At 67.0% G+C, this 16,048-nt stretch carries 13 protein-coding genes; 6 read left to right on the forward strand and 7 right to left on the reverse strand.

Annotated features, from left to right (window positions below):
• Nucleotides 1-40 precede the first annotated feature (40 nt).
• Together ACSBPQ_RS03100 and ACSBPQ_RS03105 are read left to right on the forward strand one after the other, a co-directional pair.
• On the forward strand, nt 41-355 hold the full coding sequence (locus ACSBPQ_RS03100; protein WP_442683618.1) for a reverse transcriptase domain-containing protein: 315 nt from the start codon (nt 41-43) through the stop codon (nt 353-355).
• A gap of 165 nt (nt 356-520) precedes the next feature.
• Nucleotides 521-1,807, forward strand: a complete 1,287-nt coding sequence (locus ACSBPQ_RS03105) for an O-acetylhomoserine aminocarboxypropyltransferase/cysteine synthase family protein (protein WP_442683619.1) — start codon at nt 521-523, stop codon at nt 1,805-1,807.
• A 257-nt stretch (nt 1,808-2,064) separates the two neighbouring features.
• Here the strand turns inward: ACSBPQ_RS03105 and ybaL are convergent, their stop codons facing one another.
• The 4 genes from ybaL to ACSBPQ_RS03125 form a co-directional block, all read right to left on the reverse strand.
• Nucleotides 2,065-3,759 carry a YbaL family putative K(+) efflux transporter gene (gene ybaL / locus ACSBPQ_RS03110; protein ID WP_442683620.1) on the reverse strand — a complete coding sequence of 565 codons (1,695 nt, stop codon included), beginning with the start codon at nt 3,757-3,759 and terminating at the stop codon, nt 2,065-2,067.
• Nucleotides 3,760-3,955: 196 nt separating this feature from the next.
• Nucleotides 3,956-5,074, reverse strand: a complete 1,119-nt coding sequence (locus ACSBPQ_RS03115) for an HDOD domain-containing protein (protein ID WP_442683621.1) — start codon at nt 5,072-5,074, stop codon at nt 3,956-3,958.
• A gap of 164 nt (nt 5,075-5,238) precedes the next feature.
• A complete protein-coding gene (gene ppa / locus ACSBPQ_RS03120) occupies nt 5,239-5,784 on the reverse strand; it encodes an inorganic diphosphatase (RefSeq protein WP_442683622.1) in 546 nt (181 codons plus the stop codon).
• Between the two features lie 292 nt (nt 5,785-6,076).
• A complete protein-coding gene (locus ACSBPQ_RS03125) occupies nt 6,077-8,104 on the reverse strand; it encodes a sodium-translocating pyrophosphatase (protein WP_442683623.1) in 2,028 nt (675 codons plus the stop codon).
• Between the two features lie 246 nt (nt 8,105-8,350).
• Here ACSBPQ_RS03125 and ACSBPQ_RS03130 point away from each other — a divergent pair, with 246 nt between their 5' ends.
• Nucleotides 8,351-8,860 carry a hypothetical protein gene (locus ACSBPQ_RS03130; protein ID WP_442683624.1) on the forward strand — a complete coding sequence of 170 codons (510 nt, stop codon included), beginning with the start codon at nt 8,351-8,353 and terminating at the stop codon, nt 8,858-8,860.
• A gap of 74 nt (nt 8,861-8,934) precedes the next feature.
• On the opposite strand, the gene ACSBPQ_RS03135 is transcribed toward ACSBPQ_RS03130, so the two are convergent.
• Entirely contained in the window at nt 8,935-9,447 is a 513-nt protein-coding gene (locus tag ACSBPQ_RS03135) for an RcnB family protein (protein WP_442683625.1), read from the reverse strand.
• Between the two features lie 98 nt (nt 9,448-9,545).
• On the reverse strand, nt 9,546-10,802 hold the full coding sequence (locus tag ACSBPQ_RS03140; RefSeq protein ID WP_442683626.1) for a 6-phosphofructokinase: 1,257 nt from the start codon (nt 10,800-10,802) through the stop codon (nt 9,546-9,548).
• A gap of 149 nt (nt 10,803-10,951) precedes the next feature.
• Here ACSBPQ_RS03140 and ACSBPQ_RS03145 point away from each other — a divergent pair, with 149 nt between their 5' ends.
• The 3 genes from ACSBPQ_RS03145 to ACSBPQ_RS03155 all read left to right on the forward strand — a co-directional run bounded on the left by ACSBPQ_RS03145 (nt 10,952) and on the right by ACSBPQ_RS03155 (nt 13,852).
• Nucleotides 10,952-11,515 carry an adenylate kinase gene (locus ACSBPQ_RS03145; RefSeq protein WP_442683627.1) on the forward strand — a complete coding sequence of 188 codons (564 nt, stop codon included), beginning with the start codon at nt 10,952-10,954 and terminating at the stop codon, nt 11,513-11,515.
• 305 nt (nt 11,516-11,820) lie between these two features.
• Entirely contained in the window at nt 11,821-13,185 is a 1,365-nt protein-coding gene (gene mpl, locus ACSBPQ_RS03150) for a UDP-N-acetylmuramate:L-alanyl-gamma-D-glutamyl-meso-diaminopimelate ligase (RefSeq protein WP_442684494.1), read from the forward strand.
• A 58-nt stretch (nt 13,186-13,243) separates the two neighbouring features.
• Nucleotides 13,244-13,852: an LON peptidase substrate-binding domain-containing protein gene (locus ACSBPQ_RS03155; RefSeq protein ID WP_442683628.1), complete on the forward strand. Its 609-nt coding sequence runs from the start codon at nt 13,244-13,246 to the stop codon at nt 13,850-13,852.
• Nucleotides 13,853-13,911: 59 nt separating this feature from the next.
• Here the strand turns inward: ACSBPQ_RS03155 and ACSBPQ_RS03160 are convergent, their stop codons facing one another.
• Nucleotides 13,912-15,921 carry a bifunctional DedA family/phosphatase PAP2 family protein gene (locus ACSBPQ_RS03160; protein WP_442683629.1) on the reverse strand — a complete coding sequence of 670 codons (2,010 nt, stop codon included), beginning with the start codon at nt 15,919-15,921 and terminating at the stop codon, nt 13,912-13,914.
• Between the last annotated feature and the right edge of the window lie 127 nt (nt 15,922-16,048).

Below are 16,048 nucleotides of genomic sequence, written 5' to 3' on the forward strand. Positions count from 1 at the left end.
GGAGGTGGGCTGACCGGTATGGGTATCGACCAGGTCACGTGTGCTGTGGAGCGAACCCGGGCAACGCTGGAAGGCAATCACGCAGCTGCGTCCGCGTGGCTACAAGCCCCTGCCGCTGCGGCGCGTCTTCATCCTGAAATCCAATGGGAAGGAGCGACCGCTGGGCATCCCCACGATGCGGGACCGGGCCATGCAGGCACTTCACCTGCTGGCACTGGAACCGGTTGCAGAGAGCACGGGCGACCCGAACAGCTTCGGCTTTCGGCAAGGTCGTTCGACGCACGATGCGATGGCGCACAACTTCATCTGTCTGGCGAAGAAATACTCGCCAGGGTGGAAGCGGTGCTGGCACTGACGACCACTGGCAACGATAGTCTGCGCACCCCGCAGCAGTTCCCATGTTTCAGGCTGACGGTGCGGCAAATCCGTGCTCTCCATCCAGTAACTCCTGCAACTTTCAGCTGTGCGATGTCCGCTGTCGGCTATGGTCAGCGGTCTCTCCCTTCGCGCGAGTATTCCGATGACCAATCCGCAGTGGAAACCCGAAACCATCGCCGTACATGGCGGTTATTCGCCGGATCCGACCACCCGCGCGGTGGCGGTGCCGATCTACCAGACCGTGGCCTATGCCTTTGACGACACCCAGCATGGGGCCGACCTGTTCGACCTGAAGGTGCAGGGGAATATCTACACCCGCATCATGAACCCGACCACCGATGTGCTGGAGAAGCGCATCGCCGCGCTGGAGGGGGGCATTGGTGCGCTGGCGGTGGCGTCGGGCCAGACCGCCGTCACCTATGCGATCCAGACCATCGCCGAGGCCGGTGACAACATCCTCGCCTCCAGTGCGCTGTATGGCGGTACCTACAACCTGTTCGCACATACGTTGCCGCAATTCGGCATTGAAACCCGTTTCGCCGACTACCGTGATCCGCAGGCCTTCGCCGCGCTGATCGACGAGAAGACCAAGGCGGTGTTCGTCGAATCGATCGGCAATCCGCGCGGCAACATCACCGACATCGAGGCCATCGCGAAGATCGCCCATGCCCACGGCGTGCCGGTCATTGTCGACAACACCGTGGCCACGCCGTACCTGCAGCGTCCGTTCGATTTCGGCGCCGATATCGTCGTGCATTCGCTGACCAAGTACCTGGGCGGGCATGGCACCAGCCTCGGTGGTGCGATCGTCGATTCGGGGCGTTTCCCCTGGGCCGAGCACAAGCAGCGCTTCCCGCGGCTGAACACTCCGGACGTCAGCTACCACGGCGTGGTCTATACCGAGGCGCTGGGGCCGGCGGCCTATATCGGCCGTGCGCGGGTGGTACCGCTGCGCAATACCGGTGCGGCGATCTCGCCGTTCAACGCCTTCCAGATCCTGCAGGGCATCGAGACGCTGGCGCTGCGCATGGATCGCATCAACAGCAACACGCTGGCGGTGGCGCAGTACCTGCAGAAGCACGCCAAGGTGGCGTGGGTGAATTACGCGGCGCTGCCGGATCATCCCGAGCACGCGCTGGTGCAGAAGTACCTGCGCGGATACGGCTCGGGGATCCTGACCTTCGGCCTGCCCGGTGGCCGTGAAGCCGGTGCGCGCTTCCTCGATGCGCTGCAGCTGTTCACCCGGCTGGTGAACCTTGGGGATGCCAAGTCGCTGGCCACGCATCCGGCCTCGACCACGCACCGTCAGCTCGACGCCGCCGAGCTGGAGAAGGCAGGCGTCACGCTGGATACCGTGCGGCTGTCGGTCGGCATCGAGCACATCGACGATCTGCTGGCCGATCTGGAACAGGCGCTGTCACAGGCCTGAGTGATGCCGGTGCAGCGGCAGCAGATGCTGCTGCGCTTGAGGTGATGGGCAGCGGCCTGCCGGGGTTCTGGCGGGCCGCTGCTGTTTTCCCTGTACGGGTCGTTCGATGGCCGTGGTGTGGCTGGGCACGATCAGCCCATCGATGGCGGGTGAGGCCGGATAACGGCGGCCGGTGCTGACGTCATGTCGGCACCAGACCGGCGCCGTGCAGGACTCCGTCCGCTAACCGCTGCCGGAAAAGGGCCAGCGGCGTGCCGTCAGTGGCCGGGGACGTGGTGCAGGGTGCGGTAGGGCGGGGTAGCCATCACCATTTCGGCCAGCGAATGGGCCAGCTCGCGTTCGGCCATCACCGTGCCGTCGGCGCCGTGCTCCAGCAGGTGCTTGACTTCGGCATCGCTGTGGGCGCGGGCCAGCAGGGTCAGGTTGGGGTTGATCGCGCGCAGTTTGGCCAGTGTCTCGCCGGCCTCCAGCGGTTGCGGGATGGCAAGGATGGCGATCTTGGCCCGCTCCGGGTGGGCTTCGGCCAGCACACGGTCGGCGGCGGCACTGCCGCGGATGCCGGGGATGCCGGCGGCATGGGCGCGCTCCACGTGCTCGCGGTTGTCGTCGATCACCAGCAGCGGCACGCCACGCCGCTGCAGCAGCTGCGCCAGATGGCTGCCGACCCGGCCGTAGCCGATGACGATGGCATGGTCGTGCAGGTCCAGCGACGGGCCCGGGGGAGCTTCCGGTTCCCCCGGCGACTCGCTGGCGATCGGATGCCGTGCCTGCCAGCGGTCGAGCAGGCGGAACACCAGCGGGTTGAGCATGATCGACACCAGCGCACCGGCCAGCACCAGCGACAGGCCGGTGGCGGGCAGGATCTTCAGCGCCACGCCGAGGCCGGCGATGATGAAGGCGAACTCGCCGATCTGTGCCAGCGACGCGGAAATGGTCAGTGCGGTGCTCTTGGAATGGCCGAACGCGCGCACGATGAAGAACGCCGCCAGCGACTTGCCGAACATGATGATCGCCACCGTCGCCAGCACCTGCCACGGGTGTTCGACCAGGATCATCGGGTTGAACAGCATGCCCACCGAGACGAAGAACAGCACCGCGAAGGCGTCGCGCAGCGGCAGCGAGTCGTGCGCGGCCTTGTTGCTGAGTTCGGATTCGTTGAGCATCATCCCGGCGAAGAACGCGCCCAGTGCGAAGGACACGCCGAACAGCGCGGCGGCGCCGAACGCCACGCCCAGGGCGATGGCCAGCACGCACAGGGTGAACAGCTCACGTGAGCCGGTGCTGGCGATGCGCTCGAGCAGCCACGGGATCAGCCGGCGTCCGACCACCAGCATCACCGCCACGAACAGGCCCAGCTGCACGAACGTCCAGCCGATGCTGGTCAGCACGCTGCCGAGGCTGTGCTGCTGGTTCTGTGCGTCCGGCCCGAACACCCCGGCGAGCACCGGCATCATCACCAGCGCCAGTACGCAGGCCAGATCCTCGACGATCAGCCAGCCCACCGCGATCTTGCCGCGGGTGGCTTCCAGCAGGCGGCGCTCCTCCATGGCCCGCAGCAGCACCACGGTGGAGGCGGTGGCCAGCGAAAAGCCGAAGATCAGCCCGTGCAGCGTCGGCCAGCCCATCAGCGAGGCCACGCCCCAGCCGAGCAGGGTTGCCACGGCGGTCTGGCCGATGGCTCCGGGAATGGCGATGGACTTGACCGCCATCAGGTCCTTGATCGAGAAATGCAGGCCGACCCCGAACATCAGCAGCATCACGCCGATTTCCGCCAACTGGTTGGCCAGTTCCTGGTCGGCGACGAAGCCCGGCGTGAACGGCCCGACGATGATGCCTGCGACCAGGTAGCCCACCAGTGGTGACAGCCGCAGCCGGTTGGCCAGTGCGCCGAACACGAAGGCCAGGCCCAGGCCGATGGCAAGCATGTTGATCAGGGCGGTGTCATGGTGCATTACAGCTCGCAAGCGTGGGGGTGGCTCGATTCTACGGACGCGGTGGACATCGACAAAGCACCAATCCGCCGGAAAACGCGAAAAACCCGCAGCGGCCAGTGCGCGGTCACAGGCTGCGGTCTTCTACGGACGGTGCTGTCGGCAAGGCACAAAAAAGGCCGCGCAGGCGGCCTTTTCCGCTCGATGGGCGATGGCCTCAGGCCTCCACGCCCAGCCCCAACAGATCAGCCGCCAGTTCACGCCAGCCCTCCAGCCGGGAGATCACGCCGGTGCGGGTGAGGTACTGCTCATCGACCGCCGTGCCGCCGGCCAGCGCGGTGGCTACGTGCACCGCGCCGCTGACCCAGAAGCTGCGCACGTTGGAGCGCTGCGGCTGCAGGTGGAAGGCGACGGCCTCGATGATCGGCATCGGCAGCCCCCACAGGCCCAGCAGGTAGGCGCCGGCTTCGGCGTGCCCGGGGCGCTCGTCGCCCTCGCTGGCCGTTTCGTTGCGTTCATTGCGCACGCCCGGCAGCAGCAGGCCGATATCGGCCAGCAGGGCGGCGGTGGCGCCGAGTTCGGCACTGGAAGCCGGCAGCATTTTCGCGGCCAGCCGCGAGGCCATCAGTGCGCGTGTCTGCAGGGCGTTGCGCTCGGCGGCGGAGATGGCCGCCAGCGAGAACACTTCGCTGGCCAGCACCAGGTCGCGCAGGGTCGACAGTCCCAGCCGGGTGACGGCGGCACGCAGGTCGGAGATGGCGCGGCCGTTGTTGAAGAACGCGGAGTTGGACAGCTGCAGCACCTTGGCGGCGATGGCCGGATCGGCCGCGACCAGGCTGGCGATCTCGCCGGCATCGCTGTCTTCGTTCTCTTCCAGCGCCTGCATCAGGCTCAGGTACAGGTGCGGCGGTGATGGCAGCTTTTCGATACGGCCGATGGCGCTGCGCAGGCGCGGGCTGTCCAGCAGCTCGCGCAGCTCCTCGAAACTGGTGAGCGCTTCCAGCAGGACTTCCGGCGCCAGCGGCAGCGGCAGGAAACGGTGGGCGACGCCGATGATGCGGGCCGACGGTGCGCGGTGGGGGTTGTCGCTGTCGATCAGGGCGATGCGGATGGTTTCCGGGCGCAGCGTGCGGATCTGGCCCAGCAGGGTGGCCGGCGTGAGATCGGACAGGACCGGGGCGACGATCACCGCATCCACGTTCACCGACGCCACGGTGGCGATGGCGGCATTGCCGTCGGCAACGCTCTGCAGCTGCCAGTCCTCTCCGAGGTCGCTGACATAGTCGACAAGATCGTTCGACAGGCTGGCTTCATCGCCGACATACAGGATGCGCAAGGTACTTTCCCCAAAAGTGGAACTGCACGGCCGTCAATGCAACAGGCCGGAAAACCGGCCTGTCAATGTAGCGGAACCCCGTGGCGGGGTCATGCGGTGCGGATATGAAACGTGATCACTGTCGCTGCGTGCGGCACCGGACTGGGCCGCACGTGGCGTGGCGTTCAGCCTTCCTGCTTCTGCTTGGCCAGGAAGGTCTGGTGGGATTCGCTGAGGATCTTCTTGGCTTCGGCGGCATCGCCCCAGCCTTCGATCTTGACCCACTTGCCCTTTTCCAGATCCTTGTAGTGCTCGAAGAAGTGGCCGATGCGCTCCAGCCAGTGGCTGGACACCTGGTGGATGTCTTCCACGTGCGCATAGCCGCTGAAGATCTTGGCCACCGGGACGGCGAGGATCTTCTCGTCGCTGCCGGCTTCGTCGCTCATCTTCAGCACGCCGACCGGACGGCAGCGCACCACCGAACCCGGCACCAGCGGCAGCGGCAGCACCACCAGCACGTCGGCCGGGTCGCCATCACCGCACAGGGTCTGCGGCACGAAGCCGTAGTTGCACGGGTAGCGCATCGGCGTGGAGAGGATGCGGTCGACGAAGATCGCGCCGCTGTCCTTGTCCATTTCGTACTTCACCGGCTCCGAATCCTTCGGGATCTCGACGATGACGTTGATTTCTTCCGGCGGGTTCTTGCCCGGGGAGACGAGTTTCAGGCTCATTGCGCTGACTCCGGATGCTGATGGCTTGAGGGAAACCGCGCATTCTACGCGGCCCCTTATTGCGCTGCATCAAGCGCCGCCGCGGAAACGGGTGCGGTCACCGGGATTCACCGCTTTTTCCAGCAGATACAGCGGCTTGCCGGTTCCTGGCCGGCTGTGGCCTGTGTTCAGTCGCCCCCTTCCCGGCAGGCGGGAGAGGGAGCGGGTGCGCCGGGCAGCGGATCAGGCCCGCAAGATGTGGTTGTGCGGGCCTGATCCGACCGCTGCGGTGCCAGACGCAATCGGGCCGCGTCTACAGCAGCGGCACCAGCAGCAGCGCGACGATGTTGATGATCTTGATCAGCGGATTGATTGCCGGGCCGGCGGTGTCCTTGTACGGATCGCCCACCGTGTCGCCGGTGACCGCGGCCTTGTGCGCCTCGCTGCCCTTGCCGCCGAAGTGGCCGTCCTCGATGTACTTCTTGGCGTTGTCCCAGGCGCCGCCGCCGGTGGTCATCGAGATCGCCACGAACAGGCCGGTGACGATGGTGCCGATCAGCAGGCCGCCCAGTGCGCGCGGCCCCAGCAGCAGGCCGACGACGATCGGCACCGCGACCGGCAGCAGTGAGGGCACGATCATTTCGCGGATCGCCGAGCGGGTGAGCATGTCCACCGCCTTGTCGTACTGCGGCTTGCCGGTGCCCTGCATGATGCCGGGGATGTCACGGAACTGGCGGCGCACTTCCTCCACCACCGCGCCGGCGGCACGGCCCACCGCTTCCATCGCCATCGCGCCGAACAGGTAGGGGATCAGGCCGCCGATCAGCAGGCCGATGATCACCGTGTGGTCGGACAGGTCGAAGGTGAACACCTCGCCGGGGTTGGCCAGCTGCAGGTTGTGGGTGTAATCGGCGAACAGCACCAGCGCGGCCAGTGCCGCCGAACCGATCGCATAGCCCTTGGTCACCGCCTTGGTGGTGTTGCCTACCGCGTCGAGCGGATCGGTGATGTCGCGGATTTCCGGCGGCAATTCGGCCATTTCGGCGATGCCGCCGGCGTTGTCGGTGATCGGGCCATAGGCATCGAGGGCGACGATCATGCCGGCCATCGACAGCATCGCGGTGGCGGCGATGGCGATGCCGTACAGGCCACCATGCAGGTAGGAAAACCAGATCGCCGCGCAGACCGCCACCACCGGCAGCGCGGTGGACTTCATCGACACACCGAGCCCGGCGATGATGTTGGTGCCGTGGCCGGTGGTCGAGGCCTGCGCCACGTGCTGCACCGGCTTGTACTGGGTGCCGGTGTAGTACTCGGTGATCCACACGATCAGCCCGGTCAGCACCAGTCCGATCAACGCGCAGATGTACAGGTTCATCGCACCATGGGGCGAATCGGCCATCAGCTGGGTGGTGACCGGCCAGAACGCGATCGCGGCCAGCACCGCCGAGACGATCACGCCCTTGTACAGCGCGCCCATGATCGAGCCGCCGGGTTTCACCTTGACGAAGAACGCGCCGATGATCGAGGCGATGATCGACACCCCGCCCAGCACCAGCGGGAACAGCACCGCGTTGCGGCCGACCTCGTCGATCATCATGCCGCCCAGCAGCATGGTGGCGATCACCGTCACCGCGTAGGTCTCGAACAGGTCGGCGGCCATGCCGGCGCAGTCGCCGACGTTGTCACCGACGTTGTCGGCGATCACCGCCGGGTTGCGCGGGTCGTCCTCGGGAATGCCGGCTTCGACCTTGCCGACCAGATCGGCGCCCACGTCCGCGCCCTTGGTGAAGATGCCGCCACCCAGCCGCGCGAAGATCGAGATCAGCGAGCTGCCGAAGGCCAGCCCGACCAGTGCATGCAGGTTGTCGGCCTGGCTCAGTCCCAGCCGTTGCAGCAGCCAGTAGTAGCCGGCCACGCCCAGCAGGCCCAGCCCGACCACCAGCATGCCGGTGATCGCACCGCCGCGGAACGCCACGTCCATCGCCGCACTGAGGCCGTTGCGCGCCGCCTCGGCGGTGCGCACGTTGGCACGTACCGAGACGTTCATGCCGATGTAGCCGGCGGCGCCGGACAGTACCGCGCCGATCGCAAAACCGATCGCGGTGTACCAGCTCAGGAACACACCGACCAGTACGAACAGCACCACGCCGGCGACGGCGATGGTCAGGTACTGGCGGTTGAGGTAGGCCCGCGCGCCTTCCTGGATGGCGGCGGCGATTTCCTGCATGCGGGCATTGCCGGCAGGTTGGCGTAGGACCCATTGGGCCGAAATGATGCCGTAGACGATGGCGACAGCGGCGCAGACCAGCGAAAGCACAAGACCGTACTGTTCGAGCATGACCCCTCCAGCGTTGGTGGATGCCATCCAGCAGAGGATGAAGCTAGGGACACGCCGGGTGGAACGAAGCACTGGAACAGACCCGGGCCGCGCTGCGGCTGTGGTACGTGTCGCGGTGTTCAAACACTCCTGAGGCCGGCCGAGTATGACTGGCAGCTGTCTCCGCCGCCAGCAGGGCAGGTGCTTGCCGGAGGGTTCAGCACAGGGCTGGCAACGTCAGTCCCTTGCCGATACGGAATCCCCACGATGAAAGCTGCCTCTGTTCTGTTGCTGCTGGCCGCGCTGCCATTGCCGCTGCTCGCCGCCGGTCCCAAACCGGAGATCGAACGGCCGGCCGCTGCCGCGCAGGCGCTGGATGCGGTGCATACCGTGCGGCAGATCCCCGAGGCCTGTACCCGTATCGAAGGCCGTTTCACCGGTACGGCGGCGCAGCCGTATGACATGCAGCTGGTGCGTACCAATCCGCAGTGCCAGCCGCGAGCGGTGTTCCTGGACGCAAGCAAGGTCACGCCCGGCGAAGCAGCCGGCTGGAAACTCAACGAGGTGATCGACATTCCATCGGCGGCATGCAGCGGCCAGCGGGCGCGGATCGAGGTGTGGCGCAAACCCGCCGGGCAGAAAGTGGAGCTGGACGGACAGGGGCGCAACCGGGTCTATCTGGAAGATGCCAAGGTGCAGGCGGCGGCTGGCCGGCTCGCTGCGCTGCCGGCCTATTCGGCGCGGCTGTTTGTCGAGGGCGAGGCGTGCAGGCGCTGACGCGCGCGGGTTTGCGTCCGGAATAGGAAAAGGCCGCAGATGCGGCCTTTTCCGTATCCACAGCTGGGCAACTCTCAGCGCATCAGATCCAGGATCAGGCGGTTGGCCGCGTCCAGCAGCAGATACTCGCCGGCATCGGTGCGCACCCAATACTGGTCGCGCGCGGGCTGGCGCAGCTGGTAGCGGTTCCAGTCACGCACCACGTTCGTCGGCCCGTCGTAACGGTGGCCGCGCTGCCAGTGGGAGTGCCCGTGTTGGTGCGGATAGCCGGCCTGGCGACGCTGCGCATCGGCCTGGCGGCGGATGATGGCCTCCTGCTGGCGCTGCCAGGCTTCGTCGCGACGCTGCTGCGTTTCCGCGCGGCGCCGCAGTTCCTCCTGCTGCTGGCGCTGCCATTCCTGGTCGCGCTCCCATTGCGCCTGCTCGCGACGGCGCTGTTCCTCGCGTTGCTGCCACTGCGGCATCGACGACTGCCCGCCATGGCGGTTGCCCCGCCACTGGCCGTCATCGTGCGCCGAGGCCAGCGGCGCGGCGACCATCATGGTGAAAAACAGCATGGCGGTAATGCGGGGAAAGCTCTTGGACATCACTGTCTCCGGATGAGGGGGCACATGGCGACGTTGCGACAGCGCCGCTGCAACGATGCTGAATGATGGCGGCGACCGCTGCCCGGTACAGGCCGGTCTCAGCCTTCCCACGCCGGCAGCTTCTTCGCCACCGCCACGTTCTTCAGCGTCACGTATTTGGGCAGGCCGTCGCGGCCATACGGCAGCGGTGCTTCGCCGCGGATCAGCGGCTGCAGGTAGCGTCGCGCTTTTTCGGTGATACCGAAGCCATCCTTGCGGATGAAACCAGCCGGCATCTTTTTTTCATGGTTGGCGACCTTGGACAGCGGCGCGGCTTCGATCTTCCAGCGGTACGGCAGGTCGGAGCTGCGCACGATCACCGGCATCACCGAGTTCTGGCCCTTCAGCGCGAACTGCACCGCCGCCTTGCCCACCGCCTGCGCCTGTTCCCAGTCGGTTTTCGAGGCGATGTGGCGGGCCGAGCGCTGCAGGTAGTCGGGCAGGGTCCAGTGCACCTTGTAGCCGAGTTCGGCCTTGACCCGGTCGGCGAGGTGGGAGGCGACACCGCCGAGCTGGGTATGCCCGAAGGAGTCCTTGGCACCACCGACATCGGCGACGAAGCGGCCGTCGGCGGTGTGGATGCCTTCACTGGCGACGACCACGCAGAAACCGACCTTCTCCACCACCTGCTTCACCTTGGCCAGGAACCTGGTCTCATCAAAGGCGCGCTCGGGCAGCAGGATGATCTGCGGTGCATCGTCGGGGTTCTCGCCGGCCAGCCCGGCGGCGGCCGCCAGCCAGCCGGCGTGGCGGCCCATCGCCTCGTAGATGAAAACGCGGGTGGAGGTTTCGGCCATCGCCGCCACGTCCAGTGCCGCCTCGCGCACCGACACCGCGGTGTACTTGGCGGCCGAGCCGAAGCCGGGGCAGGTGTCGGTGACCGCCAGGTCGTTGTCGATCGTCTTCGGCACGCCGACGCAGGTCAGCGGATAGCCGTATTCGCTGGCCAGTTGCGAGACTTTCAGTGCAGTGTCGGCCGAATCGTTGCCGCCGTTGTAGAGGAACCAGCGCACGTCATGCGCCTTGAACACCTCCAGCAGGCGCTCGTACTTGGCCCGGTCCGCATCCAGCGACTTGAGCTTGTAGCGGCACGAGCCGAACGCACCGCCCGGGGTATGGGCCAGCGCGGCGATGCTGGCGGCCGATTCCTTCGAGGTGTCGATCAGGTCTTCGCGCAGGGCGCCGAGGATGCCGTTGCGTGCGGCCAACACCTTGATTTTCTTCGCCCGCGCCGTGCTGATGACGGCCGAGGCGGTAGCGTTGATGACGGCGGTGACGCCGCCGGACTGGGCATACAGCAAGGTGCCTTGGGACATGGGGACATTCTCCGGGCGAGGGACATTCCGGGACATTGGCCGGATGCGGTAAGCTGCGCATATTGCGGTGCAGCGTGAATCGGCCCAAGAGTCTAACGCCGCTGTCCGTCCCTGAAAGACATCCACCTCAAACAAAAAGGGAGTCAGGAATGCGATTGGTTCTGTTGGGACCGCCCGGGTCGGGCAAGGGCACGCAGGCGACCAGCCTGAAGGAACAACTGCAGGTTCCGCACATCTCCACCGGTGACCTGCTGCGCGCCGAAGTGGCCGCCGGCACCGAGCTGGGCAAGCAGGCCAAGGCGGTAATGGACGCCGGCAACCTGGTGTCCGACGACATCCTGCTGGGCATGCTGGAATCGCGCCTGTCGCAGGCCGACACCACCAACGGCTTCATCCTCGACGGCTACCCGCGCAACGTGGCCCAGGCCAATGCGCTGGGTGAACTGCTGGCCAGGCTGGGCCAGCCGCTGGACGCCATCGTGCAGCTGGACGTGCCGACCGAACTGCTGGTCGAGCGCATCGCCGGCCGTGCGCAGGAACAGGGCCGCACCGATGACAATCCCGAGTCGGTGCGCAAGCGCCTGCAGGTCTACAACGATTCGACCGCACCGGTGATCGACTTTTACGCCGCCAAGGGCACCCTGGCCCGCGTCGATGGCGTCGGTGCGCTGGACGAAGTGCTGGCCCGCATCCTGGCGGCGATCAAGCGCTGATCCGGATGGAATCGTGGCGGGCAACCGCCACGATCACCCGCACGCCCATACGCAAACACCCGGAGCCATCGCTGGATCCGGGTGTTTGCGTTTTGATAGAGGCCAGCTGAAAGGCTTGCTCAGAGCCCCGCAGTATGAGCTCCCTGGGGATGGCCTCTTGGGGAGTAGGACCGGAGGGATACTGCGGCTGGCGGGGTACATTCTGGGTCCGATTGGCCCGGCGTGGTATCAGGTAAACCCTTACATACGCCGAGGTATTCCGGATGGCGATTCCCGGTAGCGGACGCATCGGCGACAATCGCGGCATGAGCAAGATCCATATTCTCGGCATTGCCGGTACTTTCATGGGCGGTGTGGCCGCCTTGGCACGCGAACTCGGGCACCAGGTCGAAGGCAGCGACCAGGCGGTGTATCCGCCGATGTCCACGCAGCTGGAAACGCTGGGGATCGCGCTGTCGCAGGGCTATCTGCCGGACAATATCAGCCCCGATTGCGACGAGGTGGTGGTCGGCAACGCGCTCTCGCGCGGTAATCCGGCGGTGGAGGCGGTGCTCGACGCAGGCCGGCGCTATACCTCCGGGGCGCAGTGGCTGTCCGAGCAGGTGCTGCCCGGGCGCGACACGCTGGCGGTGGCCGGCACCCACGGCAAGACCACCACCACCACGATCCTCGCCTTCCTGCTGCAGGCCGCCGGCCGCGAGCCGGGTTTCCTGATCGGCGGCGTCGCCGAGGATTTCGGCGTGTCGGCGCGGATCGGCCGAGGCCGTGAATTCGTGGTCGAGGCCGACGAGTACGACACCGCGTTCTTCGACAAGCGCAGCAAGTTTGTCCACTACCGGCCGCTGGTGGCGATCCTCAACAATCTGGAGTTCGACCACGCCGACATCTTCCCCGACGTGGCGGCGATCCAGCGCCAGTTCCACCATCTGGTGCGCACGGTGCCGGCGCGCGGGCGGCTGATCGTCAACGGCGAGGATGCGCATCTGGCCGAAGTGCTGGCGATGGGCTGCTGGACGCCGGTGGAGCGGTTCGGCTTCGAGCCGTCGCTGGAGTGGAGCGCGCGCCTGCTCAACGCCGACGGCAGCGCCTTCTCGGTGCTGCACCGTGGCGTGGACGTGGCGACGGTGCAGTGGCCGTTGCTGGGCCGCCACAACGTGCTCAATGGGCTGGCCGCGCTGGCGGCCGCGCATGCGGTGGGCGTGGACGTGGCCCAGGTGGCACCGGCGCTGGCCCGCTTCAACAGCGTCAAGCGGCGCATGGAAGTGATCGGGCAGGCGCGCGGAGTCACCGTCTATGACGATTTCGCCCATCACCCCACCGCCATCCACACCACGCTGCAAGGACTGCGCGCGAAAGTCGGCGCTGCCCGCATCGTGGTGGCGATGGAGCCGCGCAGCAACTCCATGCGGCTGGGCGCACATGCCGAGGCGCTGGCGCCGTCATTGGATATCGCCGATGCGGTGGTGTTTCTGGCGCGACCGGAACTGCCATGGGATGCGGGCAAGGTGATTGCCGCGGTGCGCGGTGATGCCCAGGCGGTGGCCGATACCGGTACGTTGCTGGCGCGGCTGGGTGAAATCACCCGCGACGGTGACCACGTGGTGTTCATGTCCAATGGCGGCTTCGATGGCGCGCCGCGCCGCTTCCTTGCGCAGTTGCAGGCATCGTGAGCGGCGTGGTGAGGGCCGGCGATACCATGGGGCTTTCCGGCAACCGGTCTGTTGAGTGATGAATCCGTCGCAGTCGTTGCCGCTGTTTCCGCTGCACAGCACCTTGTTGCCGGGTGCCGCGCTGGGCCTGCGGGTATTCGAGGCGCGTTATCTGGATCTGGTGCGCGAGTGCGGCCGCAACGGCGGCACCTTCGGCGTCTGCCTGATCCTGCAGGGCGAGGAAGTGGGGGCGCCGGCGGTTCCGGCCGCGTGGGGCGTGGAGGCGCTGATCGAGGATTTCGATGTCGGCGCCGATGGCGTGCTGGTGCTGCGGCTGCGCGGTGCCCGCCGTTTCCATGTGGAAAAAACCCATGTGCGCGACAACGGCCTGGTGATGGCCCAGGTGCGGTGGTGCGATCCGGACAGCGATGACGAACTGCACCCGGAGCACGCGCTGTTGGGCCTGCTGCTGGAGCGGATCCTGGAACAGGCCGGTGGCGAGTTCGCCTCCGCCGGTCCCGCGCAGCTGGACCAGGCCGCCTGGGTGGGCTGGCGGCTGGCCGAGCTGTTGCCGTTGCAGGAGCCACAACGGCTGCAGGTGCTGCAGGAAAACGATGTGCACCTGCGGCTGGAGCACCTGCTGGCGTGGATTCCCGGCTTCGAGGCGCCGCCGGAAACCGATCTGTAATGCCACGCAGAACCCCGTGCAGGGCCGGGCCGCTACCGGCCGTGGGGTATCGCCGCGGCTTACGGCTCCGCGTCGGTTTGCCGGCTGCGGATCATCAGCAGTGGCATGCCGGTTTCCGGCTGGGTCTGCTGCTGCGTCTGCATGCCATGCAGTGACTGTTTGAGCGCATCCAGCGCCGGATCGACGCCGCGCAGCGGACGCCACATGCCGAACAGCTTCAGGTGGCGCTGGAAGCGCAGGGTCTGCGCGGTACCCAGCCACACCGGTTCCTGCCCCGGGGCCAGCGTGGCGTGCGCCGGCCACAGCCGCAGCGCGTACATTTCATCCGGCTGCGGGCCGGAGCGCAGCATCAGCAGGGCCTCGACGTTGGTATCCAGCGTGGCCGGCAGCACCGGGGTTTCCTGGGCGCTGGCTTTCTGGTCCAGCATCACCAGCGCCTGCTGCCAGCCGGCCTGCGGCTGCAGGCGCCAGCCGTTGCGCTCCAGCTGCTGCTGCAGCGGTGCCAGCGGGCCGCCGACCTGCACGTCCAGCGGCCAGCGCTGGTCATCGTCGAATTCATTGCGGCGCGCCGGTAATTCGCGCCAGCCGTCCTGCCACCAGTGCGCGGCATCGAGCACGTTGGGAGCGGCGGCGACCGGCTCGAATTTGGCCAGTTTGGCGGGGATATTGTTGGGCGCGTACCACAGCCCGGCCAGCGCGAAGCTGCCGTAGAACAGCCAGCCCACCGGTTTGACCCAGAACGAGCGGTTGAAACGGCGGCGGTACGCCACGCCCAGCAGCAACAGCCAGAACACGCCGAACAACATGCCGCCGATGACGTCGCTGAGCCAGTGCGCGCCCAGGTAGATGCGGGCAAAGCCGATCAGCGTGACCACGATGCCGGAGACCAGATACGGCCATACGCGCGTGCGTCCGGGCAGCTCGCGGCTGATCAGCACGGCAAAGAAGCCGAAGGTGATGGTGGCCATGGTCACCGCTACCGACGGAAAGCCGAAACCGCTGCTGGCGGCCGGCGGGCGCACCACATCCACGGTGGCGCCCAGCAGCTTGGTCAGCGCCAGACCGAAGGCCAGTGCCGCCAGCCAGTGCGCGGCGGCCATCCAGCGTCGACGCCAGGCCAGGTAGCCCATGCCGGCGGCGATGGCCGGCAGCAGCACCTGCCAGTCGCCCAGCGAGGCCAGCGCCGCCAGCGGGTAGTCGGCCAGCGGATTGCGCAGCGCCAGCATCACCTCGTGCGTGGCCAGGTCCAGCGCCAGCGGCTCGCCATGGGCTATGACCATCATCAGCAGCACGAACCAGCCCCAGCCCAGCAGCAACAGCATCAGCGCCAGCATCGCCAGCGGTACCGATTCACGGCGTTGCGGGTCGAACAGTGCGTTCAATGAGCGGCCCAGCAGCTGCGGGTGGCGTTGCGACCAGTGCAGCAGCCGCGCCAGCCAGCCGTCCATGCGCGTGGCCGACCAGCGGTAGCTGTACAGCACGATTGCCCACACCAGCCCGAGTATCGCCCCCAGCAAGGCCAGCACCACGAACAGGCGTCCGGCCACCGCCGCCACCGCGTCATAGGCCTGGCCCAGCGCCCAGCCGGGCAACAGGAACAGCACCGCCCAGGAGATGCAGGCGATGCCGCTGGCTTTCAGATAGCGGCCGAGCGGCAGCTTGGACATGCCGGCGATTGCCGGCACGAACGGTCGGATCGCGCCGACATAGCGCGCCACCAGGATGCTTTTGAACGCATTGCGCCGGAACATCAGTTCGCCACGGTCCAGCAGCTGCGGGTAACGGCTGAACGGCCATACGCCGCGCAGGCGCTCACCCCAGCGGCGGCCGACCCAGTAGCTCATGCCATCGCCGGCAAGGGCGCCCAGCGCGGCGCAGGCCACCGCATAAGGGCCGGACAGCTCGCCCATGCCGATCAGCACACCGACGGCGATCATCAGCGGCAGGGCGGGCACGATCGCCCCCAGGATGATCGCGGCATCGCAGAAGGCGATGGCGAAGATCGCGGCACCGGCGAGGACGGGATGAGCAGCGATCCACGTCAGCGTGGTGTCGATCCAGGAATTCATCGGCCGATTATAGGGGCAGGGCCCGACCAGACCGGCAGAGGTGGCAGTGCTTCACAGGTCTGTGGGAATGGCTTCATTCACCGTTGCTGGAGGCGCGATGAAGTCGGTCCCGGCGGCGCGACCGCCT

Origin of the sequence: Stenotrophomonas sp. JC08 (assembly GCF_052180205.1) — a bacterium.
In the GTDB taxonomy this organism is placed as follows: domain Bacteria; phylum Pseudomonadota; class Gammaproteobacteria; order Xanthomonadales; family Xanthomonadaceae; genus Stenotrophomonas.

What these genes read in the sequence shown, in the direction of transcription:
- ACSBPQ_RS03105 (WP_442683619.1), top strand. Translation starts at nt 521, where the DNA reads ATGACCAATCCGCAGTGGAAACCCGAAACCATCGCCGTACATGGCGGT.
- ybaL (WP_442683620.1), bottom strand. Translation starts at nt 3,759, where the DNA reads ATGCACCATGACACCGCCCTGATCAACATGCTTGCCATCGGCCTGGGC.
- ppa (WP_442683622.1), bottom strand. Translation starts at nt 5,784, where the DNA reads ATGAGCCTGAAACTCGTCTCCCCGGGCAAGAACCCGCCGGAAGAAATC.
- ACSBPQ_RS03125 (WP_442683623.1), bottom strand. Translation starts at nt 8,104, where the DNA reads ATGCTCGAACAGTACGGTCTTGTGCTTTCGCTGGTCTGCGCCGCTGTC.
- ACSBPQ_RS03130 (WP_442683624.1), top strand. Translation starts at nt 8,351, where the DNA reads ATGAAAGCTGCCTCTGTTCTGTTGCTGCTGGCCGCGCTGCCATTGCCG.
- ACSBPQ_RS03135 (WP_442683625.1), bottom strand. Translation starts at nt 9,447, where the DNA reads ATGTCCAAGAGCTTTCCCCGCATTACCGCCATGCTGTTTTTCACCATG.
- ACSBPQ_RS03140 (WP_442683626.1), bottom strand. Translation starts at nt 10,802, where the DNA reads ATGTCCCAAGGCACCTTGCTGTATGCCCAGTCCGGCGGCGTCACCGCC.
- ACSBPQ_RS03145 (WP_442683627.1), top strand. Translation starts at nt 10,952, where the DNA reads ATGCGATTGGTTCTGTTGGGACCGCCCGGGTCGGGCAAGGGCACGCAG.
- mpl (WP_442684494.1), top strand. Translation starts at nt 11,821, where the DNA reads ATGAGCAAGATCCATATTCTCGGCATTGCCGGTACTTTCATGGGCGGT.
- ACSBPQ_RS03155 (WP_442683628.1), top strand. Translation starts at nt 13,244, where the DNA reads ATGAATCCGTCGCAGTCGTTGCCGCTGTTTCCGCTGCACAGCACCTTG.
- ACSBPQ_RS03160 (WP_442683629.1), bottom strand. Translation starts at nt 15,921, where the DNA reads ATGAATTCCTGGATCGACACCACGCTGACGTGGATCGCTGCTCATCCC.